Raw genomic sequence first — 25,694 nt, 5'->3', positions numbered from 1 at the left:
ATGTGGTGATACTTGACCCATGTCAGTTGCCGATGTCGACAGCGCGAGCTTCCGCATGCTCGTCGTCGCCGAGTCGATCCGGCTGTTCAGCGAGCACGGTTACGAGTCGACGACGGTCGAGCAGATCGCGTCGGCCGCCGGGATGTCGCGCCGCACGTTCTTCCGCCAGTTCGGGTCCAAGGAAGACGTGATCTTCGCCGATCACGAGTCCTTGCTGGCGCAGGTCGACGAGACCCTGGCGAGCTACGACGGCGACCCGTGGTCGGCGGTGTGCGCGGCCGCCGAGGTCGTCTTCAGCCACTTCCGTCGGGACCGCGACCTGGCCGTCCGACGCGCCCAGGTGGTGCAGGAGGTCCCGGCGCTGCGCGACCGCGAGCTCGTCACCACCTACCGCTACCAGGGCGCCTTCGAAGAGTTCCTGCGCCGTAGGCTGCCCGACGAGCCGCCGGTCCGCATCGTCGCCTACGTCGCGGCGATCACCGGCACGCACAACTACCTGCTCCGTCAGATGATCCGCGGTGACGCCGACGCCACGCTCGATCGTCTGCGGCGTGAGCTCGCCCGGGTGGCGGTGGCACTCGGTGCCGACGTCGACCGTCCCGATGCCGTGACCGGCGACGATGGGGCGCAACAGGTCACCGTGGTGACCTATCCGGCCGGCACCCCGCCGGACGAAGTCGCCCGTCGCGTGGCCGCTCAGCTGCGGAAATCCTGACCGAGACCGGCAGGTTCGGGACAACGCCGGACCCGGCGAGGACAATCGGTGGCGTGGGTCGCATTCCTCCGGTGCTGTGGTGCGTTGACATGGCACTGAGTGCCGTGATGCACTGATAGATAACCACCAATTTGGCACCCCGTGCCGTGAGGAGTTGTCATGGGTTTCGGAAATCCCGACTTCGACGTCTTCCAGCTTCCGGAGGAGCACGTCGCCCTGCGCGAGGCCATCCGCGCGCTCTCCGAGAAGGAGATCGAGCCGCACGCGGCTGACGTCGACGAGAACTCGCGTTTCCCGGAGGAGGCGCTGAACGCCCTCAACGCGTCGGGCTTCAACGCCATCCACGTCCCCGAGCAGTTCGGTGGCCAGGGCGGCGACTCGATCGCGGCCTGCATCGTCATCGAGGAAGTGGCCCGCGTGGACGCCTCGGCGTCGCTGATCCCGGCCGTCAACAAGCTCGGCACGATGGGCCTGATCCTCAACGGCTCGGACGAGCTCAAGCAGCAGGTGCTCCCGGGCATCGCCTCCGGTGAGGCCATGGCCTCCTACGCGCTGTCCGAGCGCGAGGCCGGTTCCGACGCCGCCGGCATGAAGACCCGCGCCCGCAAGGACGGCAACAACTGGGTCCTCAACGGCTCCAAGTGCTGGATCACCAACGGCGGCAAGTCGACCTGGTACACCGTCATGGCCGTGACCGACCCGGAGAAGAAGGCCAACGGCATCTCCGCGTTCATGGTCCACAAGGACGACCCCGGCTTCACCGTCGGCCCGCTGGAGAAGAAGCTCGGCATCAAGGGTTCGCCCACCGCGGAGCTGTACTTCGAGGACTGCACCATCCCGCTCGACCGCATCATCGGCGACGAGGGCACCGGCTTCAAGACCGCCCTGCAGACCCTCGACCACACCCGCCCGACCATCGGCGCCCAGGCCGTCGGCATCGCGCAGGGTGCGCTCGACAAGGCCATCGAATACGTCAAGGACCGCAAGCAGTTCGGCAAGCCGATCAGCTCGTTCCAGGGCGTCGAGTTCATGATCGCCGACATGGCGATGAAGGTCGAGGCCGCTCGCCTCATGGTCTACACCTCGGCCGCCCGCGCCGAGCGTGGCGAGAAGAACCTCGGCTTCATCAGCTCCGCGTCGAAGTGCTTCGCCTCCGACGTCGCCATGGAGGTCACCACCGACGCCGTCCAGCTCTTCGGCGGCGCCGGCTACACCCGCGACTTCCCGGTCGAGCGCATGATGCGCGACGCCAAGATCACCCAGATCTACGAAGGCACCAACCAGATCCAGCGCGTCGTCATGAGCCGCGCGCTGCTTCGCTGATCGCCTCTGGCTCAACTGGATCGCCCCGCCGGCCTGCGCCGGCGGGGCGTTTTCGTTCCCGCTCGTGCGTTTCCTTCCCGCTCGGCAGATCTGGCAAGCGGGAAGGAAGCCGACACCGCGGGAGGGAAGCGGTCCCGCGGGAAAGGCAGCTGTCCGAGGCGTTCTAGAGTCTTCTCGTGTCTGAGAATCCCTCTGCCCCCGGGCATCTGTTCGTCCTACACGGCGTGATCGAGAACTTCGATTTCGACGTCGTCATCGTCCCAACAGACTCTGCGTTCGTCGTCGAATCGCACTGGTCGTCGGTCGCCGGGGACACCGTTCGCGCGCGACCTGCGGACTGGCCCCGGCCGCCGTTCGGGCGCAGCGCAACCGGCGAGCCCGTGTGGTTCCTCAGTGTCGCCGACGCGCAGCTGCTCACCGACGACGAACTCGTCCGCAGACTTCGGGAGACTCTCAGGGATATCGCTTCCTCGGACGTCGAGAAGCTCGCCGGCCGCGCCCTCCGACGCGTCGCACTGCCGGTCCTGGGGATCGGTCGCGGCGGACTCGGCGAACGTCGAGGGGCAATCCTCGGGGCACTGCTCGACACCCTCCGGGCCGAGGCTCAGGCACTCGGGCTCGACATCCTTCTCGTCACGCCCGACCCGGCCGTCTTCAGTGCCGCGCAGCATGTTCGCCGGAACCTGGAGGCGAAGGGGTCGAAGCACTGGGAACTCGACGACGCCGAGATGGCCGAGGCGCGTCGACTCGGCGGGCTGGCGGCCAACGGCCACTTGGCGCTGTTCCTCGGCGCGGGCGTCAGCATGGCGGCCGGACTGCCGAGCTGGGACACGTTGATCGCCGAGCTCGGCAAGCGAGTCGGCGGCGAGTTGCCCAAGGACTTCGGGGAGCTCGACGCACTCGACCAGGCGGAGTATCTGGCTTCGGCACTCGGCGGCGCTGAGAAGCTGAACGACGCCGTCATCGAGATCATCGGCAGGAAGCAGAAGGTGGCGCTCGCGCACGCCCTGCTGGCCGGGATGGGTTGTCGCGAAGCTGTCACCACCAACTACGACGACCTCTACGAGAAGGCGGTGGAGGCGACCCGCCGTCGGCGTCCGACGATCCTGCCGTGGGAGGCCGTCGACGCGGAACGTCCGTGGCTGCTGAAGCTGCATGGCGACATCGACCGGTCGCCGAGCATCGTGCTCACACGACGGGACTTCGTATTGTTCGACGCCAAGTCCCGACCGGCCGGCTCCTTGCTGCAAGCGCTGCTGTTGACCAAGCACGTCCTCATCATCGGGGCTTCACTGTCCGACGGAAACGTGATCCGCCTCGCGATGGAGGTGGACGAATACCTGCAGAAAAGCAAGGTGAAGTCCATCCGGGGCACATTCGTCGACACCTCCGGCGTCGAAGCGCGACAACACCTCTGGAAGGATCAGTTCCGCTGGTTCGTCTGTGAGGGTAAAGAACGTGAAGACCGTGTCCGTCGGATGGAGATGTTCCTCGACGCGGTGGCCGCTTTCGCGGCGACGGACGCGCGCTGGCTTCTGGACGAACGGTTCGACGGACTGCTCGACGAGCGGGACCGCGAGGTCGTCGCCAGCGCGCGCCGGCTGACCGCAGACACGCGCGGGGGGTCGGGGCTGCTGGCTCCGTTGGAGAGCGCGCTCAGCAACTTGCGCGGGCACTGAGCCGGGTCTCGTTCCCGCGCAACCGTTTCCTTCCCGCTCGGCAGATCTGGCGAGCGGGAAGGAATCGGACACCGCGGGAGGGAAGCGGTCCCGCGGGAAGGGCGGCGTGCCGGCTCACGCCGGGACGAGACCGGCTGCGGGGGTGTACTTCTCCCGCCTGATCCGACGCGGCGACATGCGGCGGCGTTTGAGGGCCTTCACCCCTGCCTCGACCATCGCCGGCGGTCCGCAGAGGTAGGCCGCGTGGTTCCGGCACGAGGCGATGTCCTCCATCATCGCGTCACCGACGTATCCGGTTCGCCCCGACCATTGTTCGCGGCTGAGGCATGGGATGTACCGGACCCCGGGGTGGGCGGCCGCGAGTCCTTCCCAGAAGTCCACGTCGTAGAGCTCGGCCCGGGTGCGGACACCGTGGTAGACGTGGATCTCGCGGTCGGGGTCGGCTGCGAGAGCCGCGCGGGCGATCGCTTTCAGTGGCGCCAGGCCGGTTCCGCCGGCCAGCAGGATCAGGCCCGCGGATTCGTCCGGCTCGAAGCAGAAGTCTCCCCACGGACCGGACATCGTCACCGGATCGCCGACATCCAGGGTCTGGAAGATCCAGCCTTCCGTCGCCAACCCGCCGGGCTGGCGTCGGATGTGGAACTCCAGCTTGTCGGGTTCGCTCGGCGGGTTCGCCATCGAATACGGCCGTGTCTCAGCGGTTCCCGGCACCGCCAGCTCGACGTACTGGCCGGCCGTGAAGTCCAGCGGCTCGTCGAGAAGTACCGTCACCGACACGGTGTCCGCGGCGATCTCCGTGACGGCACCAACGGTCCCGGCGATGTCGCGGAGCACATGCCCCGGTGAATCCGGGTTCTCGGCGGGCGGGTCGATGACCACGTCGGAAGAGGGCGTGGTCTGACAGGACAACACGAAACCCTGTTCCTGCTCGGCGACCGAGAGCACGGAATCCGGGGCCGGCGGATGGTCGGCGGTTCCGCGTACGACGCGGACCTTGCAGGTGCCGCACGTTCCCTGGTTGCACGAGTTCGGGACCCACACTCCGTTGCGCAGGAACGCGTCGAGCATCTTCTGATCCGGTCCGCACGACACCGAGGACTTCCCGGTGCTGATCGTGAACGTCTCCGCACTCGCCATGGTCACACCTCCCAGGTGGTGTGCAGCGACGTCGGTCCGCGGAAGCCCCAACCCCAGAACTCGACGTCGGAGCCGGTGTCGCGTTCGAGGTTCGGGATCGCCTCCAGCAGTTCCTCGAGTCCGATCCGGCAGACCTGATTGGCGAAGTAGATGCCGGCACACGCGTGGTTGCCGGCGCCGAACGCCAGGTGCGGCAGCGGGGGCCGGGTGAGGTCGAACTCAGACGGGGCGTCGTACACGGAGTGGTCGTGGTTGGCCGAGCCGTAGGACATCAGCACCACCGAGCCCTCCGGGAGCTCGACGCCGGCCACCTCCACGGCCTTGGTGCTGATGCGTGCGGTCGCCGACCAGATCGGTGAGGTCCAGCGCATGCCCTCCGAGATGGCGCGGGGGATCAGGGCGGGTTCGTCGATGACCTGCTCGAGTTGGTCCGGTCGCGTGAACAGCCCGACGAGCGTCGAGCCCATCGCATGTCCGGGCTCCTGCATCGCGCCGAGCAGGTAGACGTAGAGGGTCGGGTAGATGTACTCGCGGTCGCGGGTCTGCCCCTCGGGCATACCGTCGTGCAGCCAGTGGGAGATCGCGCTGTCGTCGGGGTTGACGAGCCAGTTGTCGATCAGCGGGTCGACGATGGAGCGGATCTCCTCCTTGGCGGCGTCGGCCTCGACGAAGCCCTCGGGGTTGGTGAACTCGCCGTTCTCGTCGACGCCCGCGTTGGTGAACGAGACCGACAGCTTGTGGAACCACTCGCGCAACTTGTCCGAGCTGACCGTCTGGAGGCCGAGGAGGTCGCCGAGAGCGCGGACACTGACCGGCTCGCAGTACTGGGCGATGAGTTCGGCCCGGCCGGTGTCCTCGAAGTCGCTCAGGTAGCGGCGCGCGATCGGACGGACCAGATCGTCGATCCAGCGGTCGACCTCCTGCGGCTGCAGGGCGGGATCGACCATCGACCGGAGATCGTCGTGAACCGGCCCGTTCACTCCGATGACCGCGGGGTGACCGAAGGTGCGTCCACCTGCCTTGGTGATGACGGCTTCGAAGTCGGGGCTGGTCGCGATGGCGCGGCAGATCTCGGCCGTGGTTGCGACGTAGGACCCAAGCACCGGCACGTAAGCCAGCGGAGCCTCTGCGCGCAACCGCTCGTAGACCGGGTACGGATTGCGCTCGAGTTCGGTCATCGTGATGTCGTCGATCCAGGAGATGGTGCTGGTCATCGGTCGTCCTCACCTCGGTTGATGGTTCATCGGCGAGCTGTCGCCGGGGAGTTGCGAGAGCAGACGTTAGGGACGGATCGACCCCGGGGCGATACGCGATGCGCGGGAACGAGACGGATTGCGCGACCGGTGTGATGCAGGTCTCCGAGCGCTCTGGCGGGTGGTTTGGTGCACAGGGTTGAATCACAGGTGCCGCACCGGGTGCGGCAGGATCGGGCGCTCGAGCGGGGACGGAGGGCGAGAGGACATGTCGACGCAGCGGACCACCAGGATCAGCGACTGGGAGGCGGCTCATCGGGCAGTCGAGCAGGTGTACTTCCCGCATGAGCTGACCGCGCTGTCGTCCCCGGATCAACTCGAACTGAACCTGCAGACCGTCGACCTGGGGCCGGTCACGATCGGTCGGCTGAACTGGGGGACCGACGTCTCCATCGCCTGCGACTACCCCGACGCCTACGAGATCAACATCCCCGTGAGCGGTGTCCTGGAGTCACGAGCCGGGTCGGTCCATACGACGTCGGAGGCCGGCCAGGCCACGGTGTTCACCGCCGATCGGCCGTCGGTCATCACCCGGTGGTCCGGTGACTGTCAGGTCGTCGGGGTGAAGTTCGACGCCGAGTACCTCGAACGTGAAGCCGACCGCGTCCGCGCGGCACCGCTGCGGTCGCAGTTGCTGCTCCCGCACCAGCTCGACCTCAGCGGGCACGACGAGCAATCGTGGTTCGCGCTCGTCCGCGCACTCTCGGCGCAACTGCGGGAACCGGCTGACCTGCTTGCCAACCCGCTGGTCGGGCCGCAACTCGCGAGTGCGGTCAGCAGCGCCTTCATCCTCGCGGTGTCGCCCGGAGAGGCCGGCACAGGCCTGCGGCCGCGCATGGTGAAGCGCGTGCTCGATGCCCTGCACGACGATCCTGCTCGCGACTGGCGTCTGGCCGACATGGCCGAGATCGGTGGGTCGAGCCTACGACGACTGCAGGAGGGTTTCGCCGAGCACGTCGGCGCCACGCCCACCGAGACGCTGCGCGACATCCGTCTGAGTCGGGCGCGGGCCGACCTGACCTCGTCCGATGACGCCGGTACCGTTGCCGAAGTTGCTGCGCGGTGGGGGTTTTCCAGCCCGAGCCGGTTCGCGGCCGCCTACCGGAAGAGGTATGGGATCTCACCCTCGGAGCATCGCCGACGGTGAGCTGTTCCGCTGCCCGTCGGGTCTCGTTCCCGCGGTGGCCATTTCCCTCCCGCTTACCAGATCCGGTAAGCGGGAGGGAAACGGGTGGGCGGGAGGGGGACCGCCTCTGAGGGGAAGTGTTATGCGTACGCCGCCCGGAACGTGAGCCGGGCATTCTGGGCCTTGGCGGCGTCGCGGAAGTTCTTCATGGCGCGTTCCATGTGGAAGCCGTTGGTGACGATGAGCGCGCCGGAGGCGCCCATGCCCTTGAGCATGCGCACGGTGTTCTGGGCGTTCTGCACGGTCGAGGTGGAGGCGCCCTCGTTGACCATCTGCCACATGGGGATTCCGCGGCGGATCAGGCCGAGGTTCATGAACTGGGCCTCGGTGATCGGCAGCCAATGGGTGTCGCCCCCGGAGACGATGACGCGGTTGAACGGGTGTTGCTTGGCCAGCTTGGCGGCGACGTTGAGCCGCTGGGTCATGATCTGCGGGGTCTGCCCGAACTGGCCGAACTTCGCACCCAGGACGACGATGTAGCGGGCTGCCGGGTTCTCCCACAGGAACACACTGTTCGGCGTGCCCAATTCGGAGCTGCCGAAGTCGACGCTGCCGAAATCCAAACTGGTGGCGGCTGATTCGATCTTCGCAGTGCTCGTGTCCCCAGTGGTGGTGACGGCGACACCGGTCATCGTCACCGCCGCGGCGACGGCGATCGCGGGCATCATTCTTCTCAGACGCATGCCCTCGGAGTGTACGGATGAGCACGGCCGTGCAGGTTTCGACCCGATAACATCTGCATCACCAGTCACATACGTAACAGAGCAAATCGGCGTCGAACGACCGCTGGACCGCCAGGTCGCGCGGGATCAGGTGAGCGCGATGTACTTCACCGAGAGGTATTCGTCGATTCCCTCGATGCCGCCTTCGCGGCCGATGCCGGACTGCTTGATCCCGCCGAATGGTGCTGCTGCGTCGGAGATCACGCCGCGGTTCACCCCGACCATGCCCGAGTCGAGGCGGCTCGCGACGCGCATGCAGCGTTCCAGGTCGCGGCTGTAGAAGTATGCGGCCAGGCCGTACTCGGTGGAGTTCGCGGCGGCGATGGCGTCGTCCTCGGCGTCGAAGGTGCTGATCACCGCGACCGGACCGAAGATCTCCTCGCGGGTGACCGGGGCATACGGGTCGACGTTGTCGAGAACCGTTGCCGGGTAGAAGAATCCACGACCTTCGGGGCGTTCACCGCCGAGTCGCAGTCGCGCGCCGTCGCTCACGGCCTGCTCGACGGCATCTGCGACCTTGTCCCGCTGATCGGCGTTGACCAGCGGCCCGAGGGTCACGCCGTCCTTGTAGCCCGGTCCCATCACGACGCCGGACATCTTCTCCACCAGCTTGGCGGTGAACTCCTCGGCGACACCCGATTGCACGAGGAAACGGTTGGCCGCGGTGCAGGCCTCGCCACCGTTGCGCATCTTGGCCGCGAAGGCACCCTCGACCGCGGCGTCGACGTCGGCGTCGTCGAAGACCAGGAACGGGGCGTTGCCGCCGAGTTCCATCGACGTGCGCTGCACGCGTTCGGCGGCCTGACCCAGCAGGTTGCGGCCGACCGGGGTCGACCCGGTGAAGCTGATCTTGCGAATCCGGTCGTCGGTGATCAGAGCGGTCGACACCTCGCCGCTCGAACTCGTCGGCAGCACCGACAGCACGCCGGGCGGCAGCCCCGCCTCGGCGAACGCCTCGGCCAGCGCCAGCATCGTCAGCGGCGTCTCCCGCGGCGGCTTCACGATCATGACGTTGCCGGCAGCCAGCGCCGGCGCGATCTTGCGCGTTCCCATCGCCAGCGGGAAGTTCCACGGCGTGATCGCCAGGCACGGGCCAACGGGTTGATGGGCGACGAGAATCCGTCCGTTGCCCGCGGGGGCCTGCGTGAAGCGGCCGCCGATGCGGACCGCCTCCTCGGCGAACCAGCGCAGGAACTCGTTGCCGTACTTGGTCTCCGCGCGGCTGTCGGGGAGTGCGCGGCCGAGTTCGAGCGTCATCAGCAGGGCGATGTCGTCGGCGCGGTCGGTGAGCAACTCGAAGGTGCGACGCAGGATCTCGCCGCGTTCGCGGGCGGGCGTCGCGGCCCATTCGTCGGATACGGCGACCGCGTGGTCGAGCGCGGAGCGGGCGTCGGCGACCCCGGCGTCGGCGACCGATGTCAGCGACTCCTCGGTGGCCGGGTCGTACACCTCGAAGGTGGCGCCGTCGGCGGCCGGCGTCGAACGCCCGTTGATCCAGAGGCCGGTCGGCACCCCGTCGAGAACCGCCTGGGGGTCGAGCACATCCCTGTCACTGACATCGCTGGAGCTCATGCCGTCTCACATCCTCGTCCGGTCGGGTGCAGCCTGGGCGTTCGCACGCCGTTTTCAACGCTACCGGCCGGAGAGGTGGTTGCCGACCGCCTTCGCGCGGACGCACGATGGCTTGGTGGACGTACACAACAGCAGCCGGTGGCCCGACGCAGTCCTACGCGGTCTCGGGCTGCTCGCGGTGGCCGCGACCCTCGCCACCGGATGCTCGAACGACGACGCCGCGGGCAGCACCACCACCGAATCGACCCCAGCCGCCACGCAGGCCGAGGACCGCACCGAGTACGTCAATCTCGGCGACAGCTTCAGCGCGGGCACCGGCGTGCAACCGCTGGTGGAGGACTCGCCGATCCTGTGCCTGCGCTCGTCGAGGAACTTCGCGCACATCGTCGCCGCGGAGGAGGACTTCGCGTTGACCGACGTCAGCTGCGGTGGCGCCGAGACCGCCGACTTCCGGAAGGCGCAGCACGAGGGGGTGCCGCCGCAGCTCGACGCCGTGACCGCGGACGCCGACGTCGTGACCGTGATGATCGGCGGCAACGACAAGGAGACCTACGGGCGGACCATCGAGCTGTGCAGTCGCGCCGCGGACACCGATCCGCTCGGCTCGCCGTGCACCGACCGCTACGGACGCTCTCTGATCGAACCGGTCGCCACCGACATCTACCCGGCGATCCGTGAGGCGCTGCGCGACGTGAAGGCCAAGGCGCCGGACGCGAAGGTGCTCCTCGTCGGCTATCCGTGGCTGATGCCGCCGACCGTGGGCTGCTACCCGGAGATGAAGCTCGCCGTCGGCGACGTCCCGATGATCCGTGACCTCCAGACGTCGCTCAACGACTTCGGCCGACGCGCCGCCGCCGACGAAGGGGTCCGGTTCGTCGACATGCTGCCGGCCTCGGTCGGGCATGACGCCTGCGCCGGACCACAGCGGTGGATCGAACCGATGACCGCGCAGGGGCCCGCCCGCGTCCACCCGAACGAACGGGGCCAGGAGGCCATTGCCGAACAGGTCCGCAAGGCCCTCGCGAACTGATCGCTTTCGCGCGGGTCTGACCCCCTCGGGTGACCCGGAGCACCCTCTCACCAGCGGCGATTTGGGTCACCCGGTGCCATTTGGAACACTGTAGGCCGTGACCCCTTCCGTTGACGGCCCCATCGTCGAGCATTCCGACAACTCCGCCGCGCTGTTCGCCCGCGCCGCTCAGGCCATCCCGGGTGGCGTCAACTCTCCGGTCCGCGCGTTCTCCGCGGTCGGCGGGACCCCGCGCTTCATCTCCAGCGCCCAGGGTTGCCGCCTGACCGACGCCGACGGCAACACCTACGTCGACCTCGTCAGCTCGTGGGGCCCGATGATCCTCGGCCACGCGCATCCGGCCGTCGTCGACGCCGTGCAGCGCGCCGCGACCAGTGGCCTGTCGTTCGGTGCGCCCACCGAACCCGAGATCGAACTGGCCGAGGAGATCATCGGCCGCGTCGACCCGGTCCAGCGTGTGCGCCTGGTGAATTCGGGTACCGAGGCCACCATGTCGGCGATCCGCCTCGCCCGCGGCTTCACCGGCCGTTCCAAGATCATCAAGTTCGCCGGCTGCTACCACGGTCACGTCGACGCCCTGCTCGCCGCAGCCGGTTCGGGTCTGGCGACGCTCGGGCTGCCGACGAGCCCCGGCGTCACCGGTGCGTCGGCGCACGACACCCTGGTTCTCCCGTACAACGACCTCGAGGCAGTCGGGAAGGCGTTCGCCGAGCACGGCGACGACATCGCCGCGGTCATCACCGAGGCCGCCGCCGGCAACATGGGCGCCATCGCCCCGGTCGAGGGCTTCAACGCCGGTCTCCGTGAGATCACCCGCCGTCACGGCGCGCTGCTGATCATGGACGAGGTCATGACGGGCTTCCGCGTGAGCCCGAGCGGCTGGTACGGCCTCGAAGGTGTCGCGGGCGACCTCTACACCTTCGGCAAGGTCATGAGCGGCGGTCTACCCGCCGCGGCCTTCGGCGGTCGCGCCGACGTCATGGAGCGCCTCGCGCCGACCGGCCCGGTCTACCAGGCGGGCACCCTGTCGGGGAACCCCGTCGCGGTGGCCGCCGGCCTGGCGACCCTGCGCAACGCCGACCACGAGGTCTACAACAAGCTCGACGCGAACGCCGACCGTCTCGCCGGCCTGCTCACCGACGCGCTCACCGCTGCCGGAGTGGGCCATCGCGTGCAGAAGGCGGGCAACCTGCTGAGTGTGTTCTTCACAACCGCCCCAGAGATCCCGGTCTTCGACTACGCGGGTGTGAACGCCACCGAGACCTGGCGATTCGCCCCGTTCTTCCACGCCCTGCTCGAACGTGGCGTGTATGCACCGCCGAGTGCCTTCGAGGCGTGGTTTGTGTCCGCCGCACTCGACGAGGATGCTTTCTCGCAGATCGCCGACGCGCTGCCCGCGGCAGCGCAGGCAGCCGCTACCGCAGCCACCCCGGGGGACAACGCCTGATGCACACGATCGTCCACATGATGCGCCACGGAGAGGTCGACAACCCGGAGGGCATCCTCTACGGTCGCCTCCCCGGTTTCCGGCTCTCCGGCACCGGCCGTTCGCAGGCACAGACGGTCGCCGACGCCCTCGCCGACCACGACGTCAAGGCCGTCTTCGCCTCGCCGCTGCAGCGCGCGCAGGAGACCGCGACCCCGATCGCGGCGGCCCACGGCCTGTCCATCCAGACCAACGACGACCTCATCGAGGCCGACAACGTCTTCGAGGGCCTCAAGGTCTCCGTCGGCGACGGCGCGCTGAGCAAGCCGCGGCACTGGCCCAAGCTGCGTGACCCGTTCACCCCGTCGTGGGGTGAGCCGTACATCCAGCTGGCGCACCGCATGCTGGCCGCTGCAAACAAGGCGCGCGACGCCGCCCGCGGCCACGAGGCCGTGTGCGTCAGCCACCAGCTGCCCGTCTACACGCTGCGTCGTTTCCTCGAAGGTCAGCGCCTCTGGCACGACCCGCGTCGGCGGCAGTGTTCGCTGGCCTCGTTGACCAGTCTCATCTACGACGACGACGCCCTCGTCGACATCATCTACTCCGAGCCGGCCGGTGCCTCCGACCCGCTGGCCACCGGTGCGTGAAGCCAGAGGTCGAGACGTAGTGCGCAAGTTCCTCCTGCCGGCAGTGCTGTCGGCCCTGATCCTGCTGATCAGCGGCTGCAGCACGGGTGACGACGCGGTTGCGCAGGGGAACACCTTCCAGTTCGTCTCACCCGGCGGGCAGACGGTCATCACCTACCAGCCGGCCGACCGCAAGCCGATCGCCGGCCTCGAGGGCGAGGACCTCGTCAGCGGTCAGCCGCTGTCGTTGTCAGACCCCCGGTTCGCGGACAAGGTCGTGGTCATCAACGTCTGGGGTTCGTGGTGCGGACCCTGCCGCGGTGAGGCCGACGACCTCGAGCGCGTCTACGAGGCCAACCGCGACGACGGCGTCGAGTTCCTGGGCATCAACCTGCGCGACGACCGGAATTCCGCGAAGGACTTCGTGATCGACCGCAACGTCGGGTTCCCGTCGATCTACGACTTCCCGGGCCTGTCCCTGGCGGCGCTGACCACCCCGACGTCGGTGGTCCCGACGACGATCGTCCTCGACCGGCAGCACCGGCCGGCCGCGGTCTTCCTGAAGGCCGTCTCCGACAAGGAACTCGACGAGGTCGTCAAGCGGGTCGCCGCGGAACCCACGGGCGCCGCCTGATGTCCGAACCCACCACGGCCGACCTGACGACGACGGTCCTCGCCTCGTCGATCGGCGACACCTTCGCCGAGACGGTGACCTCCGGACCGCTTCTGCTCGCCCTGGCGGCATGTCTGCTGGCCGGTCTGGTCTCGTTCGCGTCGCCGTGCGTGGTCCCGCTCGTCCCCGGTTATCTCTCGTACCTCGCGGGACTCGTCGGCGCCGAGGCGCCCGCGGTGAAGGTGGGGGAGGGCGCCAAGAGCGGCCGCTCGCGCGTCGCGCTCGCCGCCGGTCTGTTCGTCCTCGGTTTCACCGTCGTCTTCGTCGCGGCCACCGCGACGGTCCTCGGCGTCACCAGTACCTTCGTCCTGAATCGTGAACTGCTGCAACGCATCGGCGGCGTGGTCACCATCGCGATGGGTCTGGTGTTCATCGGCCTGATTCCGGCCCTGCAGCGTGAGGTCCGGTTCGAGCCGGTGCGCGTCTCCAACATCGTCGGCGCCCCGCTCCTCGGCGCGGTCTTCGCACTCGGCTGGACGCCGTGCCTCGGGCCGACCCTGGCCTCGGTCATCGCGACGGTCAGCGGCACCGAGGGTGCGACCGCGGCCAAGGGTGTGACCCTGATCGTCGCCTACTGCCTGGGCCTCGGCCTGCCGTTCGTCGTGCTGGCGTTCTCCTCGGCATGGGCGCTGCGCAGCCTCGGCTGGCTGCGCCGGAACGCCCGCACCATCCAGGTCGTCGGCGGCGTCCTCCTCATCGGGGTGGGCGTCGCACTGCTGACCGGCTGGTGGGACCAGTTCATCGTGTGGGTCCAGGTCCACTTCGTCACCGACACCGAACTACCGATCTGAGCGTGTTGCCCTCATGACCGATGTCACCGACCGTCCCCAGGTGGACACCCCCGAACCCGGGACGCCCAAGGCGCACTGGGCCCGACGCCGGGTCCTCTGGCCGCTGCGCAACCTCTGGCGGTCCCTGACCTCCATGCGTACCGCGCTGCTGCTGCTCTTCCTGCTGGCGCTCGCCGCGATCCCCGGCGCGCTCCTGCCGCAGCGCGACCTCAACGAGACCAAGACGCTCGAGTACATCTCCGAACGCGGCACGCTCGGCACCTGGATGGACCGGCTGCAGCTGTTCGACGTCTTCTCCAGCGTCTGGTTCACCGCCATCTACGTGCTGCTGTTCGTCTCGCTCGTCGGTTGCCTGACGCCGCGCATGATCGAGCACTTCCACAGCCTGCGCGCCAAACCCGTTGCCACGCCGCGCAATCTGTCGCGTCTGCCCCGGCACGTCACGCACACCGTCGACGGAACCCCGGACGAGATCGCCGACCGCATCAACGGCCGGCTCCGCGGCTGGCGGCGCGAGATCGTCGTCCGCGAACCCTCCAAGGCCTACCCCGACGGTTGCGTCGAGGTGTCCGCGGAGAAGGGCTACCTGCGCGAGTTCGGCAACCTGGTCTTCCACTTCGCGCTGCTCGCGCTGCTGGTGTCGATCGCGGCGGGCAAGATGTTCGGCTACGAGGGCACGCGAATCCTCGTCGCCGACGGCGAGCAGGGCATGTGCAACACCTCGACCGCCGTCTACGACTCCTTCCGCGCCGGCAACCTCGTCGACGGCACCGACCTGTCGCCGTTCTGCTTCCGCGTCGACGACTTCTCGGCGACCTTCCTGCCCAGCGGCCAGCCCGACATGTACGACGCGACGATCCGCTACGCCGAGGGAACCAAGGTCGGCTCCCCGGACACCTGGAAGAGCACCTCGGTCCGGGTGAACGAACCGCTGCGCGTCGCCGGTGACCGCGTCTACGTGCTGGGCAACGGCTTCGCCCCCACGTTCACCGTCACCTTCCCGAACGGGGAGAAGCGCACCCAGACCACCCCGTTCGTCCCCGACGAACTGCAGACGATGCTGTCCTCGGGTGCGGTGCGCTACGACACCCCGGCCGGGCTGTACCCCGACGCCGACGAGCGCCGGAGGAACCAGATCGCCCTCGAGGGCCTGTTCGCGCCGACCGCGCTCTACCACGGGACCCTGTTGACGTCGCTGTCGCCGGAACCCGACGACCCGGCCGTCGCGATCCGGGTCTACAAGGGCGACACCGGTCTCGACACCGGCAAACCACAGAACGTCTACTCCCTCGACCAGGACCTCGTCGAGCAGGGCCGACTCCAGCGGCAGGCGCAGGTGAACCTGAGCGTCGGCCAGAGCCACACCATCGCCGACGGCACCACCGTCACCTTCGACGGATACAAGCGGTGGGTGTCGGTGCAGGTCTCCCACGACCCGGCGCAGATCTGGGTGCTGGTCAGCGCGGTCGTGATGCTCGGTGGCCTGCTGGTCTCGCTGCTGATCCGCCGCCGTCGCATCTGGGCGCGGCTCGTCCCGGCACCGGTCACCACGGGGCCGGACGGCAGCCGGGACCCGGCCGGCACGGAACCGCTCGATGGAAAACGACGTACTGTAGTAGAGATTGCCGGTCTGGCCCGTACCGATCAGGCCGGCTGGGGTGAGGGATTCGAAGACCAGGCGGCGGCACTCGTCGCCGACGACGCGGACGCATCCACCTCGCGGCGCACGACCCGGCGACTCTAGGCGCCGGCGAAAGGAACTCTGATGAACAACGGCACCGTCCAGGTGGACGAGACGCTGGCGCGCTACTCCGACCTGCTGTTCGGCACCGCGATGGCCGTGTACGTGGTCGCCGCGTTCCTGTTCTTCGGTGCGCTCGCGGCGGTTCGCGGCCGCAAGCTCGAGGAGCGGGAACTCGTCGCCGCCGGTGCCACCACGGGTTCCGACGACGTCCGGATGCCGGGACGCGTCGCCGGCCCGGCGAAGCGGACCTTCGGGGACAAGCTCGGCAACATGGGCCTGCCCGTCGTGATCGTCGGGCTCGTCGCGCACCTCGCGTCGATCGTGCTGCGCGCCATGGCGACCGACCGTGTGCCGTGGGGCAACATGTACGAGTTCGTCTCGATGACCTGTGCCGCGGGCGTGATCGCGGCGCTGGTCATCCTGCGCAAGCCCGAGCACCGTCCGCTGCTCTCGTTCGTGCTGCTTCCGGTCGTCCTGCTGATGTTCATCGCCGGCCGCTGGCTCTACACCCAGGCCGCGCCCGTCGTGCCCGCCCTCAAGTCGTACTGGCTGGCCGTGCACGTCTCGATCATCTCGGTGTCCTCGGGCATCCTCATGGTCTCCGGCGTCGCCAGCATCCTGTACCTCATGAAGATGCGCTGGGCGTCGAACCCCGACGACGACGCGACATCCACCGCTCGCCCGGGAGTGGGTGGCGCACTGCGCCGCATTCTCGATCACATCCCGGCCGCCGAGAACCTGGACCGCCTCGCCTACAAAACCGTCGTCGTCGGCTTCCCGCTCTTCGGCCTCGGCGTGATCTGCGGTGCCATCTGGGCCGAAGCGGCGTGGGGCCGATTCTGGGGCTGGGACCCCAAGGAGACGGTGTCGTTCATCGCGTGGGTGATCTACGCGGCCTACCTGCACGCCCGCGCAACCGCCGGCTGGCGCAACACCGCCGCGGCCTGGATCAACGTCGCCGGCTTCGTGGCGATGCTGTTCAACCTGTTCATCATCAACCTGGTCGTCTCGGGCCTGCACTCGTACGCCGGTCTCTGATCGCCCCTCGCTCCCCGAGGTGCGACGAGCGATAGCGGCGGGGGCCATCCTCGCTCCCTGAGGTGCGACGAGCGATAGCGAGGAGCCTCGAAGGGCTCGTGACCCTACTCTGGGAGACGCGCTGTCGCGTCGGGTGATTCGGCTTGGTCCGGTCCCTCGGACTGCTTCGCCTGCGCCTGTGCCTTGACCAGCTTCAGCAGGTCGATGAGGGCGTCGATGGTCTCCGGGCAGAGTGAGCCGAGGTCGATGCCGGCCAGGTGGCTGCCGGTGACCTCGAGCATCTCGACGTAGTTCTGCTGCTGTCTGACGCGCTCGAGATCCTCGTCGGGGTTGGAGAGGAAATAGGTGACGCTGACGTCGAAGGCGCGGGCGATGGCCTCGACCGTGCGGAACGAGGGAGTACGCGCCTTGCCGGTGCGGAGCTGCGAGATGTACGCGTCCGACAGCGAGTAACCCAACCGGTTCGCCTTCTCGGCGATCTTCTTGCCGGTGTAGCGGATCCCGTTCTCGTCACGGCTGTGCTCGAAGAGGTGGCCGATCTTGTCGGCGAAACTCAGGTCGTCGTCGGTCGACGCCCCGTGCGGAGATCGTCCCGGGTTCAACGGCGCCTTCTCTCGGATCTTCCAACGTGGAGTCGATGACGAGAAGGACATTACCCTACCCTCGGGTATGTTCCGGTGCGACTTCTGAAGCGAGTCTCAGGTTTTCGTATACGAACCGAGACGCCAAACGGCGGGGCGTCAGAGTTCGTCGGCCTCGCCGCCCTTGGGTCCACGGGTGCGGTTGTCCAGGTCACGGAGGAAATCGGGGTCGTCATCGGGGCCCACCGGACCGCGTGAGCGGCGGCGACGGCCGCCGGGCGAGGGGGCGTCGCCGCCGCCGTCCGATTGCGGTCCGAATGCACGCCACATCAGGAAACCGATGGCGAGCAGACCGAGAACGGCGAACAGATAAGTCATGGCAACCTCCCGTCAACCAGCGTACGTCAGTTCGTCTGGCGGCCGGTCGAGGTCGCTCGATGGGCCGACCCGCCTAGTGCGTACGACGGTTCAGCAGCGCGACCACGTCTTCTTCGCGGAAGCGTCGATGGCCGCCCGGGGTGCGGATGGAGCCGAGGATGCCCGAGCTGGCCCAGCGTGCGACGGTCTTGGGATTCACGTTGAACATTGCCGCCACCTGACCGGGGGTCAGGGTGTGCTGGCTGGCGAGTCCCGGGGTGATGTAGGTGGAGGCGGTGGTTTCGATGCTGGTCACGTTTCCCCCTGAAACGATGGTGCCCTGTCGGTGCGCCGCGGTTTGGCGAATCGGCCCGGCACTTGATGGACGCGTTCTACATGAATACACGCAAATCGCCCAGGTACTCGAACCTTCAGCGGCAGGTAAAGAGCGGGCAAAGGCCCACGACCTGCAGGTCCTTTGAAGGAGGCAAGTACCCTGAGAGGGTGAGTGAAGCGCATGACCCTGCCCCCGGTACACCTCCGCCCAGTGGCCGCCCCGCGACCCTGGCGCTCGCCCTGTTCGGTTACACCGTCGCGCGCATGCTGCTCGTCGTCGTCATCGCCGCCGTCATCCTGTTCGGCGGCAAGCTCGTGGGCGTCGACGTGCCGTTCCTCGTCGCCGCCGTCTTCGGCGTGCTGATCGCGCTCCCGCTGGGCATGTACCTGTTCAAGTCGCTCCGGCTGAAGGTCAACGGCGAGATCGCCGCGATCGAGGCCGATCGTCGGGCCCGCCACGACGACCTCCAGTCGCGCCTGCGCGGGGACAAGTGAGGTCGTTCCGGATGGGACGTCCCGCATGAGGCCGACGCGGGTCGTCGACCATCGGGCGGACCGTGCCTGGGCGCAGAACGCGGTACGGCTGATCGAGGCCGACGCCCGACGCAGCGCCGACACGCACCTGCTGCGGGTTCCGCTGCCCGCGTGGTCGCGATGGTCCGGTCCCGACGGTGACGCCGGCGTCGACCTGTACCTGAAAGACGAGTCGACGCATCCGACCGGATCGCTCAAGCACCGCCTGGCGCGGTCGCTGTTCCTCTACGCGATCTGCAACGGCTGGGTCACCGAGGGGACGCCCGTCATCGAGGCGTCGTCGGGTTCGACGGCCGTCAGCGAGGCCTACTTCGCCGAGCTCATCGGGGTGCCGTTCATCGCCGTGATGACGTCGAGTACGTCGCCGGCGAAAACCGCGCTGATCGAACGCCACGGCGGCCGTTGCCATTTCGTCGAACATCCCGGCGAGGTCTACACCGAGGCGTTGCGCCTCGAGGCCGAGCTGGGCGGCCACTTCATCGACCAGTTCACGATGGCCGAGCGTGCCACCGACTGGCGTGGCAACAACAACATCGCCGAGTCGATCTTCGCGCAGATGGCCGACGAGGAGCATCCGATCCCGACGTGGATCGTGGTGGGCGCCGGCACCGGTGGCACGTCGGCGACGCTCGGCCGCTACGTGCGGTACCGGCGGCACGACACCTGGCTCGCCGTCGTCGACCCGGAGAACTCGGTGTTCCTTCCGGCCTACGAGACCGCCGATGGAGCGCTCACGGGCGAGGTCGGTTCGCGCATCGAGGGAATCGGCCGCCCGCGGGTCGAGCCGTCGTTCATCTCCCAGGTCATCGACCGGATGATCGGCGTTCCCGACGAGGCCTCGATCGCCACCACGCACCGGGTGTCGGAGATGTTGGGGCGCCGCGTCGGCGGGTCGACCGGCACCAACATGTGGGGTGCGTTCTCCCTCGTCGCGGAGATGGTCGCCGATCGCCGGGCGGGCAGCATCGTGACGCTGCTCTGCGATCCGGGTGACCGCTACGCCAACACCTACTTCGACGAGAAGTGGATCGGCGCACAGTCTTTCGATCTGGACCCGGCGAACGCGATCCTTGACGAGTTCCTCGCGACGGGACGCTGGACGGCTTGAGCCCCGGGCGGCACCGACCCGGTGGGCTACCATCCGGGGGGTGCCGACCGAAACCGTGCGTCCACTCGTCGAGGCCGTCGACCTGGTGCGTGAGTACCAGATGGGTGAGGAACGCGTCCGCGCCCTCGACGGACTGAATCTGAACATCGACGGGGGACAGTTCGCGTCGATCGTCGGTCCGTCCGGCGCGGGTAAGTCCACGCTGCTGCACATCCTCGGCGCCCTCGACACCCCGACATCCGGCCGGATCTCCATCGACGGAATCGATCTCGGTGCGCTCGACGACACCGCCGCGTCGGCCTTCCGGCGTCACCGCGTCGGCTTCGTCTTCCAGTTCTTCAATCTCGTCCCGACCATGTCGGCGTGGGAGAATGTCGCGCTGCCACGGCTGCTCGACAACCAGTCGCTGCGCAAGGCCAAGCCGCGTGCCGTCGAACTGCTCGAACAGGTCGGACTCGGCGACCGCGTCGACCACCGGCCGTCGGAACTGTCCGGCGGGCAGATGCAGCGCGTGGCCATCGCCCGTTCGCTCATCATGGACCCGACGATCCTGCTCGCCGACGAACCCACCGGCAACCTCGACTCCAAGACCGGGGAATCGGTGCTGGAGTTGCTCGCCGACGTCGCGCACGCCGCGCCGGATCGGCTGGTGGTCATGGTGACCCACGATCCCAAGGCGGCCGCGTTCGCCGACACCACGATCACGGTGCGCGACGGGAAGATCGCGGAGTGAGCGACACCCCGCCGGCTGAGCAGCCGACGAGCGGCGCAGGACGTGTCCCCCCGCCGGTTGAGCAGCCGACGAGCGGCGCAGGACGTGTCCCCCCGCCGGCTGAGCAGCCGACGAGCGGCGCAGGACGTGTCCCCCCGCCGGCTGAGCAGCCGACGAGCGGAGCGAGGAGGCGTGTCGAAGCCCTGCTCGCCGGCTTCACCCGTATCCGACTGCTCAACATCCGAGAGATCCGCACCCACCGGCTGCGTCTCTTCACCTCGCTGGCGGTGGTGATCGTCTCCTCAGCACTGCTCATCGCGGTTCTGGGAACCTTCGGTTCGACGTCGGAGTCGGTGCGCGCGTTCAACAATGCGATCTCCGGTTCGGCCGATCTCGAGGTCGCGGCGATCGCCGACAGCGGCGTCGACCAGTCGTTGGCCGGCCAGATCCGCCGCGACGTCGACGGGGCGAAGGCGGTGGTGCCGATGATCCGCGGGTCGGTGGTCGTCAACGAGTCGGCGATCCCGCTCATCGGCTCGGACCAGCGTGTCACTTCTCTGTCGGGGAGTCTGCGATCCGCCGTCCAACAGGAGAACTCCGAGTCGATCGACTTCGACCGACTGCGCAACGGTGTCTTCGTCGGACCGGGACTCGGACTCGACGTCGGGCAGCAGTTGACGGTCAACGGCATCGATGTTGAGGTGCTGGAGGTCGTCGACAACGAGCAGGCCGCCGGACTCAACAACGGCCGGTTTCTGTTCGCGTACCTGGACCTCGCGCAGCGACTCGTCGGGCTGGAAGGGCGGCTCGATTCGATCCTCATCGTCACCGAACCGGGCGTCGACGTCGGGTCGGTGCGCAAGCAGGTCGAGGAGATCGTCGACGGCCGTGCGGTGGTCGTCGACCCGGACTTCCGCGCCAAACAGGCCGAGGTCGCGAGTTCGGTGACGCGCGACGCGACGCTGCTCGTCTCGCTGGTGTCCCTGGTGATCGCCGCGTTCCTGGTCTTCAACACCATGAACATGGCGGTGGCGTCGCGACGCGGTTCCCTCGCCATGATCCGGGCGTTGGGCGCCAGACGATCCCACCTCGTCGGCGACATGCTGGGCGAGGCCGCACTGATGGGTCTGGTCGGCGGCGTGATCGGAATCCCGCTCGGAATCCTCGCCGGCCGGGCGGTGATCGCGAGTCTGCCCGACCCGCCACCCGACACGGTGGGCACGGTCATCAACTATCACCTGCCGGGGTACGCGCCGGTGGTCGCGGTCCTCGCGTGTGTGATCGCCTGTGTCGCTGCCACATCGCTGGCCGCGCGGTCGGTGTTCTCGGTGTCGCCGGTGGAGGCGATGGCTCCCGTCGAGGTGTCCGACGCGTCGAAGCGCCACGGACCGGTCGTCGTGATCGCCGGGATCGTGGGGGTCGCCGGGTTGATCGCGTCGTGGGTGATCGTCGCGACGGTGCCCGGTCGACCCGCGATCCTGGCCGGTGTCGTCTATCTCGTGGGCGCCCTGCTGGTGTGCTTCGCGTTGTCGAACCCGTTGACGTGGCTGGTCGTTCGGGTCGCCCGCTGGTTCCGCGGACCGGGTCAGCTCGCGTCGGTCAACACCGAGCGCGCGCCGCGTCGGGCGTGGGCGACACTCATGACCGTGGCCGTCGCGATCGCGGTGGGCATGGGAACGTCGGGCGCGCTGGACAACCTGGTGTCGTCGATGTCGAAGTCGCTGGACGGACTGGGCGACCCGGACTTCTACGTGTCGTCGTCCTCGGCGGCGAGCCTGCCGCTGGGCCCGATCCTGCCGCCATCGATCCGCGGCGAGGCCGCGAAGGTGCCCGGCGTGACCGAGGTCGTCGGCGGTCAGTGGGCCGCGGTCAACATCGGCGAGAGCCGGGCGAATGTGCAGGGCCTGGAACCGGGTTCGCGCGCACCGTTCATGCGGAAGGCGACGCCGGAGTCGGTCGAGCAGGTGCTCGCCGGGAACGGCATCCTGTTGTCGAATGTGCTTGCGCGCGTGCTCGATGTGGGTGTCGGGGACACGGTGACGCTGGCGACGCCGACCGGCCCGCACGACGTTGTCGTCCGGGACACCGTCGACTACGTGTCCGTGGACTCCGGGGTCGCCGCGTTGTCGCAGAAGCAGTTGGGGGAGTGGTTCGGACGTGAGGGCGACACCTACCTGCAGGTGATCACCGCCCGCGACGCCGATCCCGAACAGGTGCAGCAGGCACTCGAGACGCTGGTCGCGGATGTCCCGACCACCGGCAACAAACCCATCAGCGTCTACACCGGTGCCGAGGCGCTCGCCGCCACGCAGGCGACCGTCCAGCAGGCGGGTTCGTTCACGGTGGCCATCCAGTGGATCGTGGCCGGCGCCGCGGCCATCGCGCTGCTGAACACCCTGCTGCTCTCGGTGATCGAGCGCCGTCGTGAGTTGGGTGTGCTCCGTGCGATGGGAGCGTCCCGAAAGTTCATCTCTCGCATGGTGCTTGCCGAGGCCGCCGCGGTCGCCGTCGTCGGAGCCCTGGTCGGGGTGATCCTCGGCGCGCTGATGCACCTGCTGAGCGACCGCATCCTCAGCGTCACAACCTCGTTGACCGTGATCTATTCGCCGCGGCCATCGGCGGCGATGTTCGTCGCGATCGCGGTGGCGCTGTGCCTGGTGGGCGCGTTCCTGCCGGCCGTGCGCGCGGCGCGGATGAACATCAGCGAGTCGATCCTGAACGAGTAGCCGCAGGCGGCCCAATTTTTCTCGAGGCAGTTTGACCCGGTCGGCGGATCAAACTGCCTCGACTTTTACTCAGATGGGGGCGGGCGTCGGCTGGGTTTGTCAATAATTCTTGACAAGCTGCCCGATGTCAACATAACCTGACAACATGCACGACGACCAGAAGACCGAAACGCCGGACGACGCCCAGGGTCCTGACCTCGCAGGAGATGCCGCGAGCAGCGACCCAGCGAAGGGCCTGGCAGCGGTTCGGGCGCTGCGCACGCTGGCCGACCGACTCGAAGAAGTACAGGTCGCCAACGCTCGCGCCAATGGCTGGAGCTGGCAATCGATCGCAGAAGTACTGCAGATCAGCCGGCAGGCCGTGCATCAGAAGCACTCACAACGTGAGGTCCGCGAGGGCGGACCCGAAGGAGACAAAGATGTTTGAACGAATCACTCGTGATGACAAGATGCTGCTGGCCTTCGCCACGCAGGAGGCCGCCGACCTCGGACATCGGCAACTGGGAAACGATCATCTGATCCTGGGCATGCTCTGCAACGCCCGGAGCCCGCTGTTCTCGATCCTGGCCGATCAGGGGCTGACCCTGGCCACGGCGCGAGAAGTGGTTCGCAAGTACCACGAGGAGCACGCAGACCAGGCGGACGCGGCCGACACCGACGACGAGTCGGCGGCCCGGCGCTACGAGGAGGACCGAGAAGCTCTGCGGAGCATCGGGATCGACCTCGACAAGGTGCGCGAAGCCGTCCGCGGGCGCTTCGGTGAGGACCTGTCCGACGGTTGGGGCGAACGCCCCGAACGCGGGCCGGGACGACGCGGAGGTCCCGACGGAGGTCGCGGACGCGGCCGAGGCCACGGACGCCGGCATGGACACGGTCACGGACCGCATCGTGCTCGCGGACCCCGCCCCGACTGCGGGCCGGAAGGTTTCGGCCCGGGATTCGGTCCTGAGGGCCCGGGGGGCTTCGGCCCCGGCGGTTTCGGGCCCGGACCGTTCGGTCCCGGCGGACCCTTCGGCCCTGGTGGCGAAGGTCCCTGGGAGCCGGGTCGTGGTCGTCGGGGTCCGCGCGGACGGGGTAACCGGCCTCGGTTCGCCCCGGACACCCGCGCGGTGTTCGCCCGAGCAGTCGAGATCGCACGCGAACGGGGCGACCGGCGGCTACGTGCCGAGTACCTGCTGCTCGGCATCATCGACGCCGCCGACGACGCGTCGAAGACGCTGATCGAATCAGCCACCACCGCAGATGAACTCAAGGCGGCCGTCTGGGCGAGCCTGCCCGAGGTCGACGCCGAGGTGTGACCCCACAAACGACGACCCCGCCCCCGGAACCGATTCCGGAGGCGGGGTCGTCGTCGTTTCTAAGAGGTCAGCGCCAACGCCACCGCGGTGACGACCGCCCATGCAAGCATCGCCTTGCCGGTCGTCCCGATCGACGGGATGAGCGCCGGGCCCTGTGCCCCGGTGCGGACCGGCGTGTACGCCTGCCACAGCAGCGGGAAGGTCAGCAGCCCGACGAGCCCCCACGGGGTCGCGAAGGCCAGCGCCACGCTCATCACGAGCGGGGTCATGAGCAACACAGCGAACAGGATTCGGGTGCGGGCATCGCCGAGCCGAACTGCGAGGGTGATCTTGCCGCTCTCGGTGTCGGTCGGGATGTCGCGGAGGTTGTTGACGACCAGCACACTGCACGAGACCGCGCCCACGCCCACGGCACAGGCGAGGCCGACCAGGTCGACGCGGTCCGACACCACGAACTGGGTACCGAGCACCGCGACCAGTCCGAAGAACACGAACACCGCGACCTCGCCCCACCCGGCGTAGCCGTAGGGCCGCTTGCCGCCGGTGTAGAACCAGGCGCCCGCGATGCAGACCGCGCCCACGACGACCAGCCACCAGGCCGTCGCGATCGCCAGCACGAGGCCGCACACCGCGCCGATGCCGAAGCAGATGAACGCTGCCGCCTTCACCGAACCCGGCGACGCCACGCCGGAGCCGACGAGGCGCAGCGGGCCGACTCGGTCATCGTCGGTGCCGCGCACGCCGTCGGAGTAGTCGTTCGCGAAGTTCACGCCGATGATGAACGCCATCGCCACGGCCAGCGCGAGCACGGCCTTCCACCACGAGATCCCGCCGTGATGGAGCGCCGCTCCGACGCCGGCCACGACGGGTGCCACGGCGTTGGGGAGAGTCCTCGGGCGTGCGCCCTGAATCCACTGCGATGCGGTTGCCACGGATCGATCCTGCCACGCGTCGGATGTCCGCCGACCACCCCATCAGATGTCGCGCACCGTTCGGCGCGCGACACGATCCGCGACATCTACACGCAGACACAATTGGCCGGAACCGCACCGACCTGCGAATACGTCTAATCAAGGTGCGAACCCCGCCGAAACTACGAGCCCTTGCCCTCGAACACGACGGTGTCA

General features: G+C 68.3%; 25 protein-coding genes. 17 read left to right on the top strand and 8 right to left on the bottom strand.

The window, feature by feature from the left end:
- Nucleotides 1–19 precede the first annotated feature (19 nt).
- The 3 genes from GONAM_RS02925 to GONAM_RS02915 all read left to right on the top strand — a co-directional run bounded on the left by GONAM_RS02925 (nt 20) and on the right by GONAM_RS02915 (nt 3,717).
- On the top strand, nt 20–715 hold the full coding sequence (locus GONAM_RS02925) for a TetR family transcriptional regulator (RefSeq protein WP_006865282.1): 696 nt from the start codon (nt 20–22) through the stop codon (nt 713–715).
- A gap of 159 nt (nt 716–874) precedes the next feature.
- Nucleotides 875–2,038, top strand: coding sequence for an acyl-CoA dehydrogenase (locus tag GONAM_RS02920; RefSeq protein ID WP_006865281.1), 1,164 nt, complete (start codon nt 875–877; stop codon nt 2,036–2,038).
- Nucleotides 2,039–2,214: 176 nt separating this feature from the next.
- Entirely contained in the window at nt 2,215–3,717 is a 1,503-nt protein-coding gene (locus GONAM_RS02915) for an SIR2 family protein (RefSeq protein WP_006865280.1), read from the top strand.
- A 114-nt stretch (nt 3,718–3,831) separates the two neighbouring features.
- On the opposite strand, the gene GONAM_RS02910 is transcribed toward GONAM_RS02915, so the two are convergent.
- Together GONAM_RS02910 and GONAM_RS02905 are read right to left on the bottom strand one after the other, a co-directional pair.
- A complete protein-coding gene (locus GONAM_RS02910) occupies nt 3,832–4,854 on the bottom strand; it encodes a 2Fe-2S iron-sulfur cluster-binding protein (protein WP_006865279.1) in 1,023 nt (340 codons plus the stop codon).
- A 2-nt stretch (nt 4,855–4,856) separates the two neighbouring features.
- Nucleotides 4,857–6,068 (bottom strand): cytochrome P450, encoded by a 1,212-nt coding sequence (locus GONAM_RS02905; RefSeq protein ID WP_006865278.1) that lies wholly within the window; start codon nt 6,066–6,068, stop codon nt 4,857–4,859.
- 247 nt (nt 6,069–6,315) lie between these two features.
- Between GONAM_RS02905 and GONAM_RS02900 the strand changes: the two genes are divergently transcribed.
- Nucleotides 6,316–7,254 (top strand): AraC family transcriptional regulator, encoded by a 939-nt coding sequence (locus GONAM_RS02900; RefSeq protein ID WP_006865277.1) that lies wholly within the window; start codon nt 6,316–6,318, stop codon nt 7,252–7,254.
- Between the two features lie 119 nt (nt 7,255–7,373).
- On the opposite strand, the gene GONAM_RS02895 is transcribed toward GONAM_RS02900, so the two are convergent.
- Together GONAM_RS02895 and GONAM_RS02890 are read right to left on the bottom strand one after the other, a co-directional pair.
- Nucleotides 7,374–7,976 (bottom strand): YdcF family protein, encoded by a 603-nt coding sequence (locus GONAM_RS02895; protein WP_040535195.1) that lies wholly within the window; start codon nt 7,974–7,976, stop codon nt 7,374–7,376.
- Between the two features lie 126 nt (nt 7,977–8,102).
- A complete protein-coding gene (locus tag GONAM_RS02890) occupies nt 8,103–9,587 on the bottom strand; it encodes an NAD-dependent succinate-semialdehyde dehydrogenase (protein WP_006865275.1) in 1,485 nt (494 codons plus the stop codon).
- Nucleotides 9,588–9,702: 115 nt separating this feature from the next.
- Here GONAM_RS02890 and GONAM_RS02885 point away from each other — a divergent pair, with 115 nt between their 5' ends.
- From GONAM_RS02885 to ccsB, 7 genes are all read left to right on the top strand, one after another.
- Nucleotides 9,703–10,617: an SGNH/GDSL hydrolase family protein gene (locus tag GONAM_RS02885; protein WP_439644540.1), complete on the top strand. Its 915-nt coding sequence runs from the start codon at nt 9,703–9,705 to the stop codon at nt 10,615–10,617.
- Nucleotides 10,618–10,714: 97 nt separating this feature from the next.
- Nucleotides 10,715–12,064, top strand: coding sequence for a glutamate-1-semialdehyde 2,1-aminomutase (hemL, locus tag GONAM_RS02880; protein WP_006865273.1), 1,350 nt, complete (start codon nt 10,715–10,717; stop codon nt 12,062–12,064).
- Complete coding sequence (locus GONAM_RS02875; RefSeq protein WP_006865272.1) at nt 12,064–12,690, top strand: histidine phosphatase family protein; 627 nt, start codon at nt 12,064–12,066, stop codon at nt 12,688–12,690. The genes hemL and GONAM_RS02875 overlap by 1 nt, the downstream gene beginning before the upstream one ends.
- A 19-nt stretch (nt 12,691–12,709) precedes the next feature.
- A complete protein-coding gene (locus tag GONAM_RS02870; RefSeq protein ID WP_006865271.1) occupies nt 12,710–13,303 on the top strand; it encodes a TlpA family protein disulfide reductase in 594 nt (197 codons plus the stop codon).
- The gene (locus GONAM_RS02865; RefSeq protein WP_006865270.1) at nt 13,303–14,133 is read left to right on the top strand and encodes a cytochrome c biogenesis CcdA family protein; all 831 of its coding nucleotides are present in this window, start codon (nt 13,303–13,305) and stop codon (nt 14,131–14,133) included. Before GONAM_RS02870 ends, GONAM_RS02865 begins: the two co-directional genes overlap by 1 nt.
- A gap of 13 nt (nt 14,134–14,146) precedes the next feature.
- Nucleotides 14,147–15,877, top strand: coding sequence for a cytochrome c biogenesis protein ResB (gene resB, locus GONAM_RS02860; protein ID WP_006865269.1), 1,731 nt, complete (start codon nt 14,147–14,149; stop codon nt 15,875–15,877).
- Between the two features lie 21 nt (nt 15,878–15,898).
- Nucleotides 15,899–16,915, top strand: a complete 1,017-nt coding sequence (gene ccsB / locus GONAM_RS02855) for a c-type cytochrome biogenesis protein CcsB (RefSeq protein WP_006865268.1) — start codon at nt 15,899–15,901, stop codon at nt 16,913–16,915.
- Nucleotides 16,916–17,019: 104 nt separating this feature from the next.
- Here ccsB and GONAM_RS02850 read toward each other — a convergent pair whose 3' ends face one another.
- From GONAM_RS02850 to GONAM_RS02840, 3 genes are all read right to left on the bottom strand, one after another.
- Complete coding sequence (locus GONAM_RS02850) at nt 17,020–17,517, bottom strand: helix-turn-helix domain-containing protein (protein WP_006865267.1); 498 nt, start codon at nt 17,515–17,517, stop codon at nt 17,020–17,022.
- A gap of 138 nt (nt 17,518–17,655) precedes the next feature.
- The gene (locus tag GONAM_RS02845; RefSeq protein ID WP_006865266.1) at nt 17,656–17,874 is read right to left on the bottom strand and encodes a hypothetical protein; all 219 of its coding nucleotides are present in this window, start codon (nt 17,872–17,874) and stop codon (nt 17,656–17,658) included.
- A gap of 73 nt (nt 17,875–17,947) precedes the next feature.
- Nucleotides 17,948–18,169: a BldC family transcriptional regulator gene (locus GONAM_RS02840; protein ID WP_006435233.1), complete on the bottom strand. Its 222-nt coding sequence runs from the start codon at nt 18,167–18,169 to the stop codon at nt 17,948–17,950.
- A gap of 188 nt (nt 18,170–18,357) precedes the next feature.
- On the opposite strand from GONAM_RS02840, the gene GONAM_RS02835 reads away from it, so the two are divergent.
- From GONAM_RS02835 to GONAM_RS02810, 6 genes are all read left to right on the top strand, one after another.
- Nucleotides 18,358–18,684, top strand: a complete 327-nt coding sequence (locus GONAM_RS02835) for a DUF4229 domain-containing protein (protein WP_006865265.1) — start codon at nt 18,358–18,360, stop codon at nt 18,682–18,684.
- A gap of 25 nt (nt 18,685–18,709) precedes the next feature.
- Complete coding sequence (gene cds1, locus GONAM_RS02830) at nt 18,710–19,831, top strand: L-cysteine desulfhydrase Cds1 (protein WP_006865264.1); 1,122 nt, start codon at nt 18,710–18,712, stop codon at nt 19,829–19,831.
- Between the two features lie 40 nt (nt 19,832–19,871).
- Entirely contained in the window at nt 19,872–20,564 is a 693-nt protein-coding gene (locus tag GONAM_RS02825) for an ABC transporter ATP-binding protein (protein ID WP_040535177.1), read from the top strand.
- Between the two features lie 182 nt (nt 20,565–20,746).
- Complete coding sequence (locus GONAM_RS02820) at nt 20,747–23,269, top strand: FtsX-like permease family protein (protein ID WP_040535237.1); 2,523 nt, start codon at nt 20,747–20,749, stop codon at nt 23,267–23,269.
- A 145-nt stretch (nt 23,270–23,414) separates the two neighbouring features.
- Nucleotides 23,415–23,696 (top strand): helix-turn-helix domain-containing protein, encoded by a 282-nt coding sequence (locus tag GONAM_RS02815; protein WP_006865261.1) that lies wholly within the window; start codon nt 23,415–23,417, stop codon nt 23,694–23,696.
- The gene (locus GONAM_RS02810) at nt 23,689–24,567 is read left to right on the top strand and encodes a Clp protease N-terminal domain-containing protein (protein WP_006865260.1); all 879 of its coding nucleotides are present in this window, start codon (nt 23,689–23,691) and stop codon (nt 24,565–24,567) included. The genes GONAM_RS02815 and GONAM_RS02810 overlap by 8 nt, the downstream gene beginning before the upstream one ends.
- Before the next feature lie 59 nt (nt 24,568–24,626).
- Here GONAM_RS02810 and GONAM_RS02805 read toward each other — a convergent pair whose 3' ends face one another.
- Nucleotides 24,627–25,499: a 1,4-dihydroxy-2-naphthoate polyprenyltransferase gene (locus tag GONAM_RS02805; protein ID WP_040535173.1), complete on the bottom strand. Its 873-nt coding sequence runs from the start codon at nt 25,497–25,499 to the stop codon at nt 24,627–24,629.
- Nucleotides 25,500–25,694: the final 195 nt, after the last annotated feature.

Source organism: Gordonia namibiensis NBRC 108229 (genome assembly GCF_000298235.1).
GTDB lineage: Bacteria > Actinomycetota > Actinomycetes > Mycobacteriales > Mycobacteriaceae > Gordonia > Gordonia namibiensis.
The sequence above is the reverse complement of the archived record's forward strand: the minus strand, read 5'-3'. Positions and strand labels throughout refer to the sequence as shown.

Excerpts from the sequence above, each read along its gene's own strand:
- GONAM_RS02925 (WP_006865282.1), top strand. The coding sequence starts at position 20 with ATGTCAGTTGCCGATGTCGACAGCGCGAGCTTCCGCATGCTCGTCGTC.
- GONAM_RS02920 (WP_006865281.1), top strand. The coding sequence starts at position 875 with ATGGGTTTCGGAAATCCCGACTTCGACGTCTTCCAGCTTCCGGAGGAG.
- GONAM_RS02910 (WP_006865279.1), bottom strand. The coding sequence starts at position 4,854 with ATGGCGAGTGCGGAGACGTTCACGATCAGCACCGGGAAGTCCTCGGTG.
- GONAM_RS02905 (WP_006865278.1), bottom strand. The coding sequence starts at position 6,068 with ATGACCAGCACCATCTCCTGGATCGACGACATCACGATGACCGAACTC.
- GONAM_RS02900 (WP_006865277.1), top strand. The coding sequence starts at position 6,316 with ATGTCGACGCAGCGGACCACCAGGATCAGCGACTGGGAGGCGGCTCAT.
- GONAM_RS02895 (WP_040535195.1), bottom strand. The coding sequence starts at position 7,976 with ATGCGTCTGAGAAGAATGATGCCCGCGATCGCCGTCGCCGCGGCGGTG.
- GONAM_RS02890 (WP_006865275.1), bottom strand. The coding sequence starts at position 9,587 with ATGAGCTCCAGCGATGTCAGTGACAGGGATGTGCTCGACCCCCAGGCG.
- GONAM_RS02875 (WP_006865272.1), top strand. The coding sequence starts at position 12,064 with ATGCACACGATCGTCCACATGATGCGCCACGGAGAGGTCGACAACCCG.
- GONAM_RS02865 (WP_006865270.1), top strand. The coding sequence starts at position 13,303 with ATGTCCGAACCCACCACGGCCGACCTGACGACGACGGTCCTCGCCTCG.
- resB (WP_006865269.1), top strand. The coding sequence starts at position 14,147 with ATGACCGATGTCACCGACCGTCCCCAGGTGGACACCCCCGAACCCGGG.
- ccsB (WP_006865268.1), top strand. The coding sequence starts at position 15,899 with ATGAACAACGGCACCGTCCAGGTGGACGAGACGCTGGCGCGCTACTCC.
- GONAM_RS02845 (WP_006865266.1), bottom strand. The coding sequence starts at position 17,874 with ATGACTTATCTGTTCGCCGTTCTCGGTCTGCTCGCCATCGGTTTCCTG.
- cds1 (WP_006865264.1), top strand. The coding sequence starts at position 18,710 with ATGAGGCCGACGCGGGTCGTCGACCATCGGGCGGACCGTGCCTGGGCG.
- GONAM_RS02815 (WP_006865261.1), top strand. The coding sequence starts at position 23,415 with ATGCACGACGACCAGAAGACCGAAACGCCGGACGACGCCCAGGGTCCT.
- GONAM_RS02810 (WP_006865260.1), top strand. The coding sequence starts at position 23,689 with ATGTTTGAACGAATCACTCGTGATGACAAGATGCTGCTGGCCTTCGCC.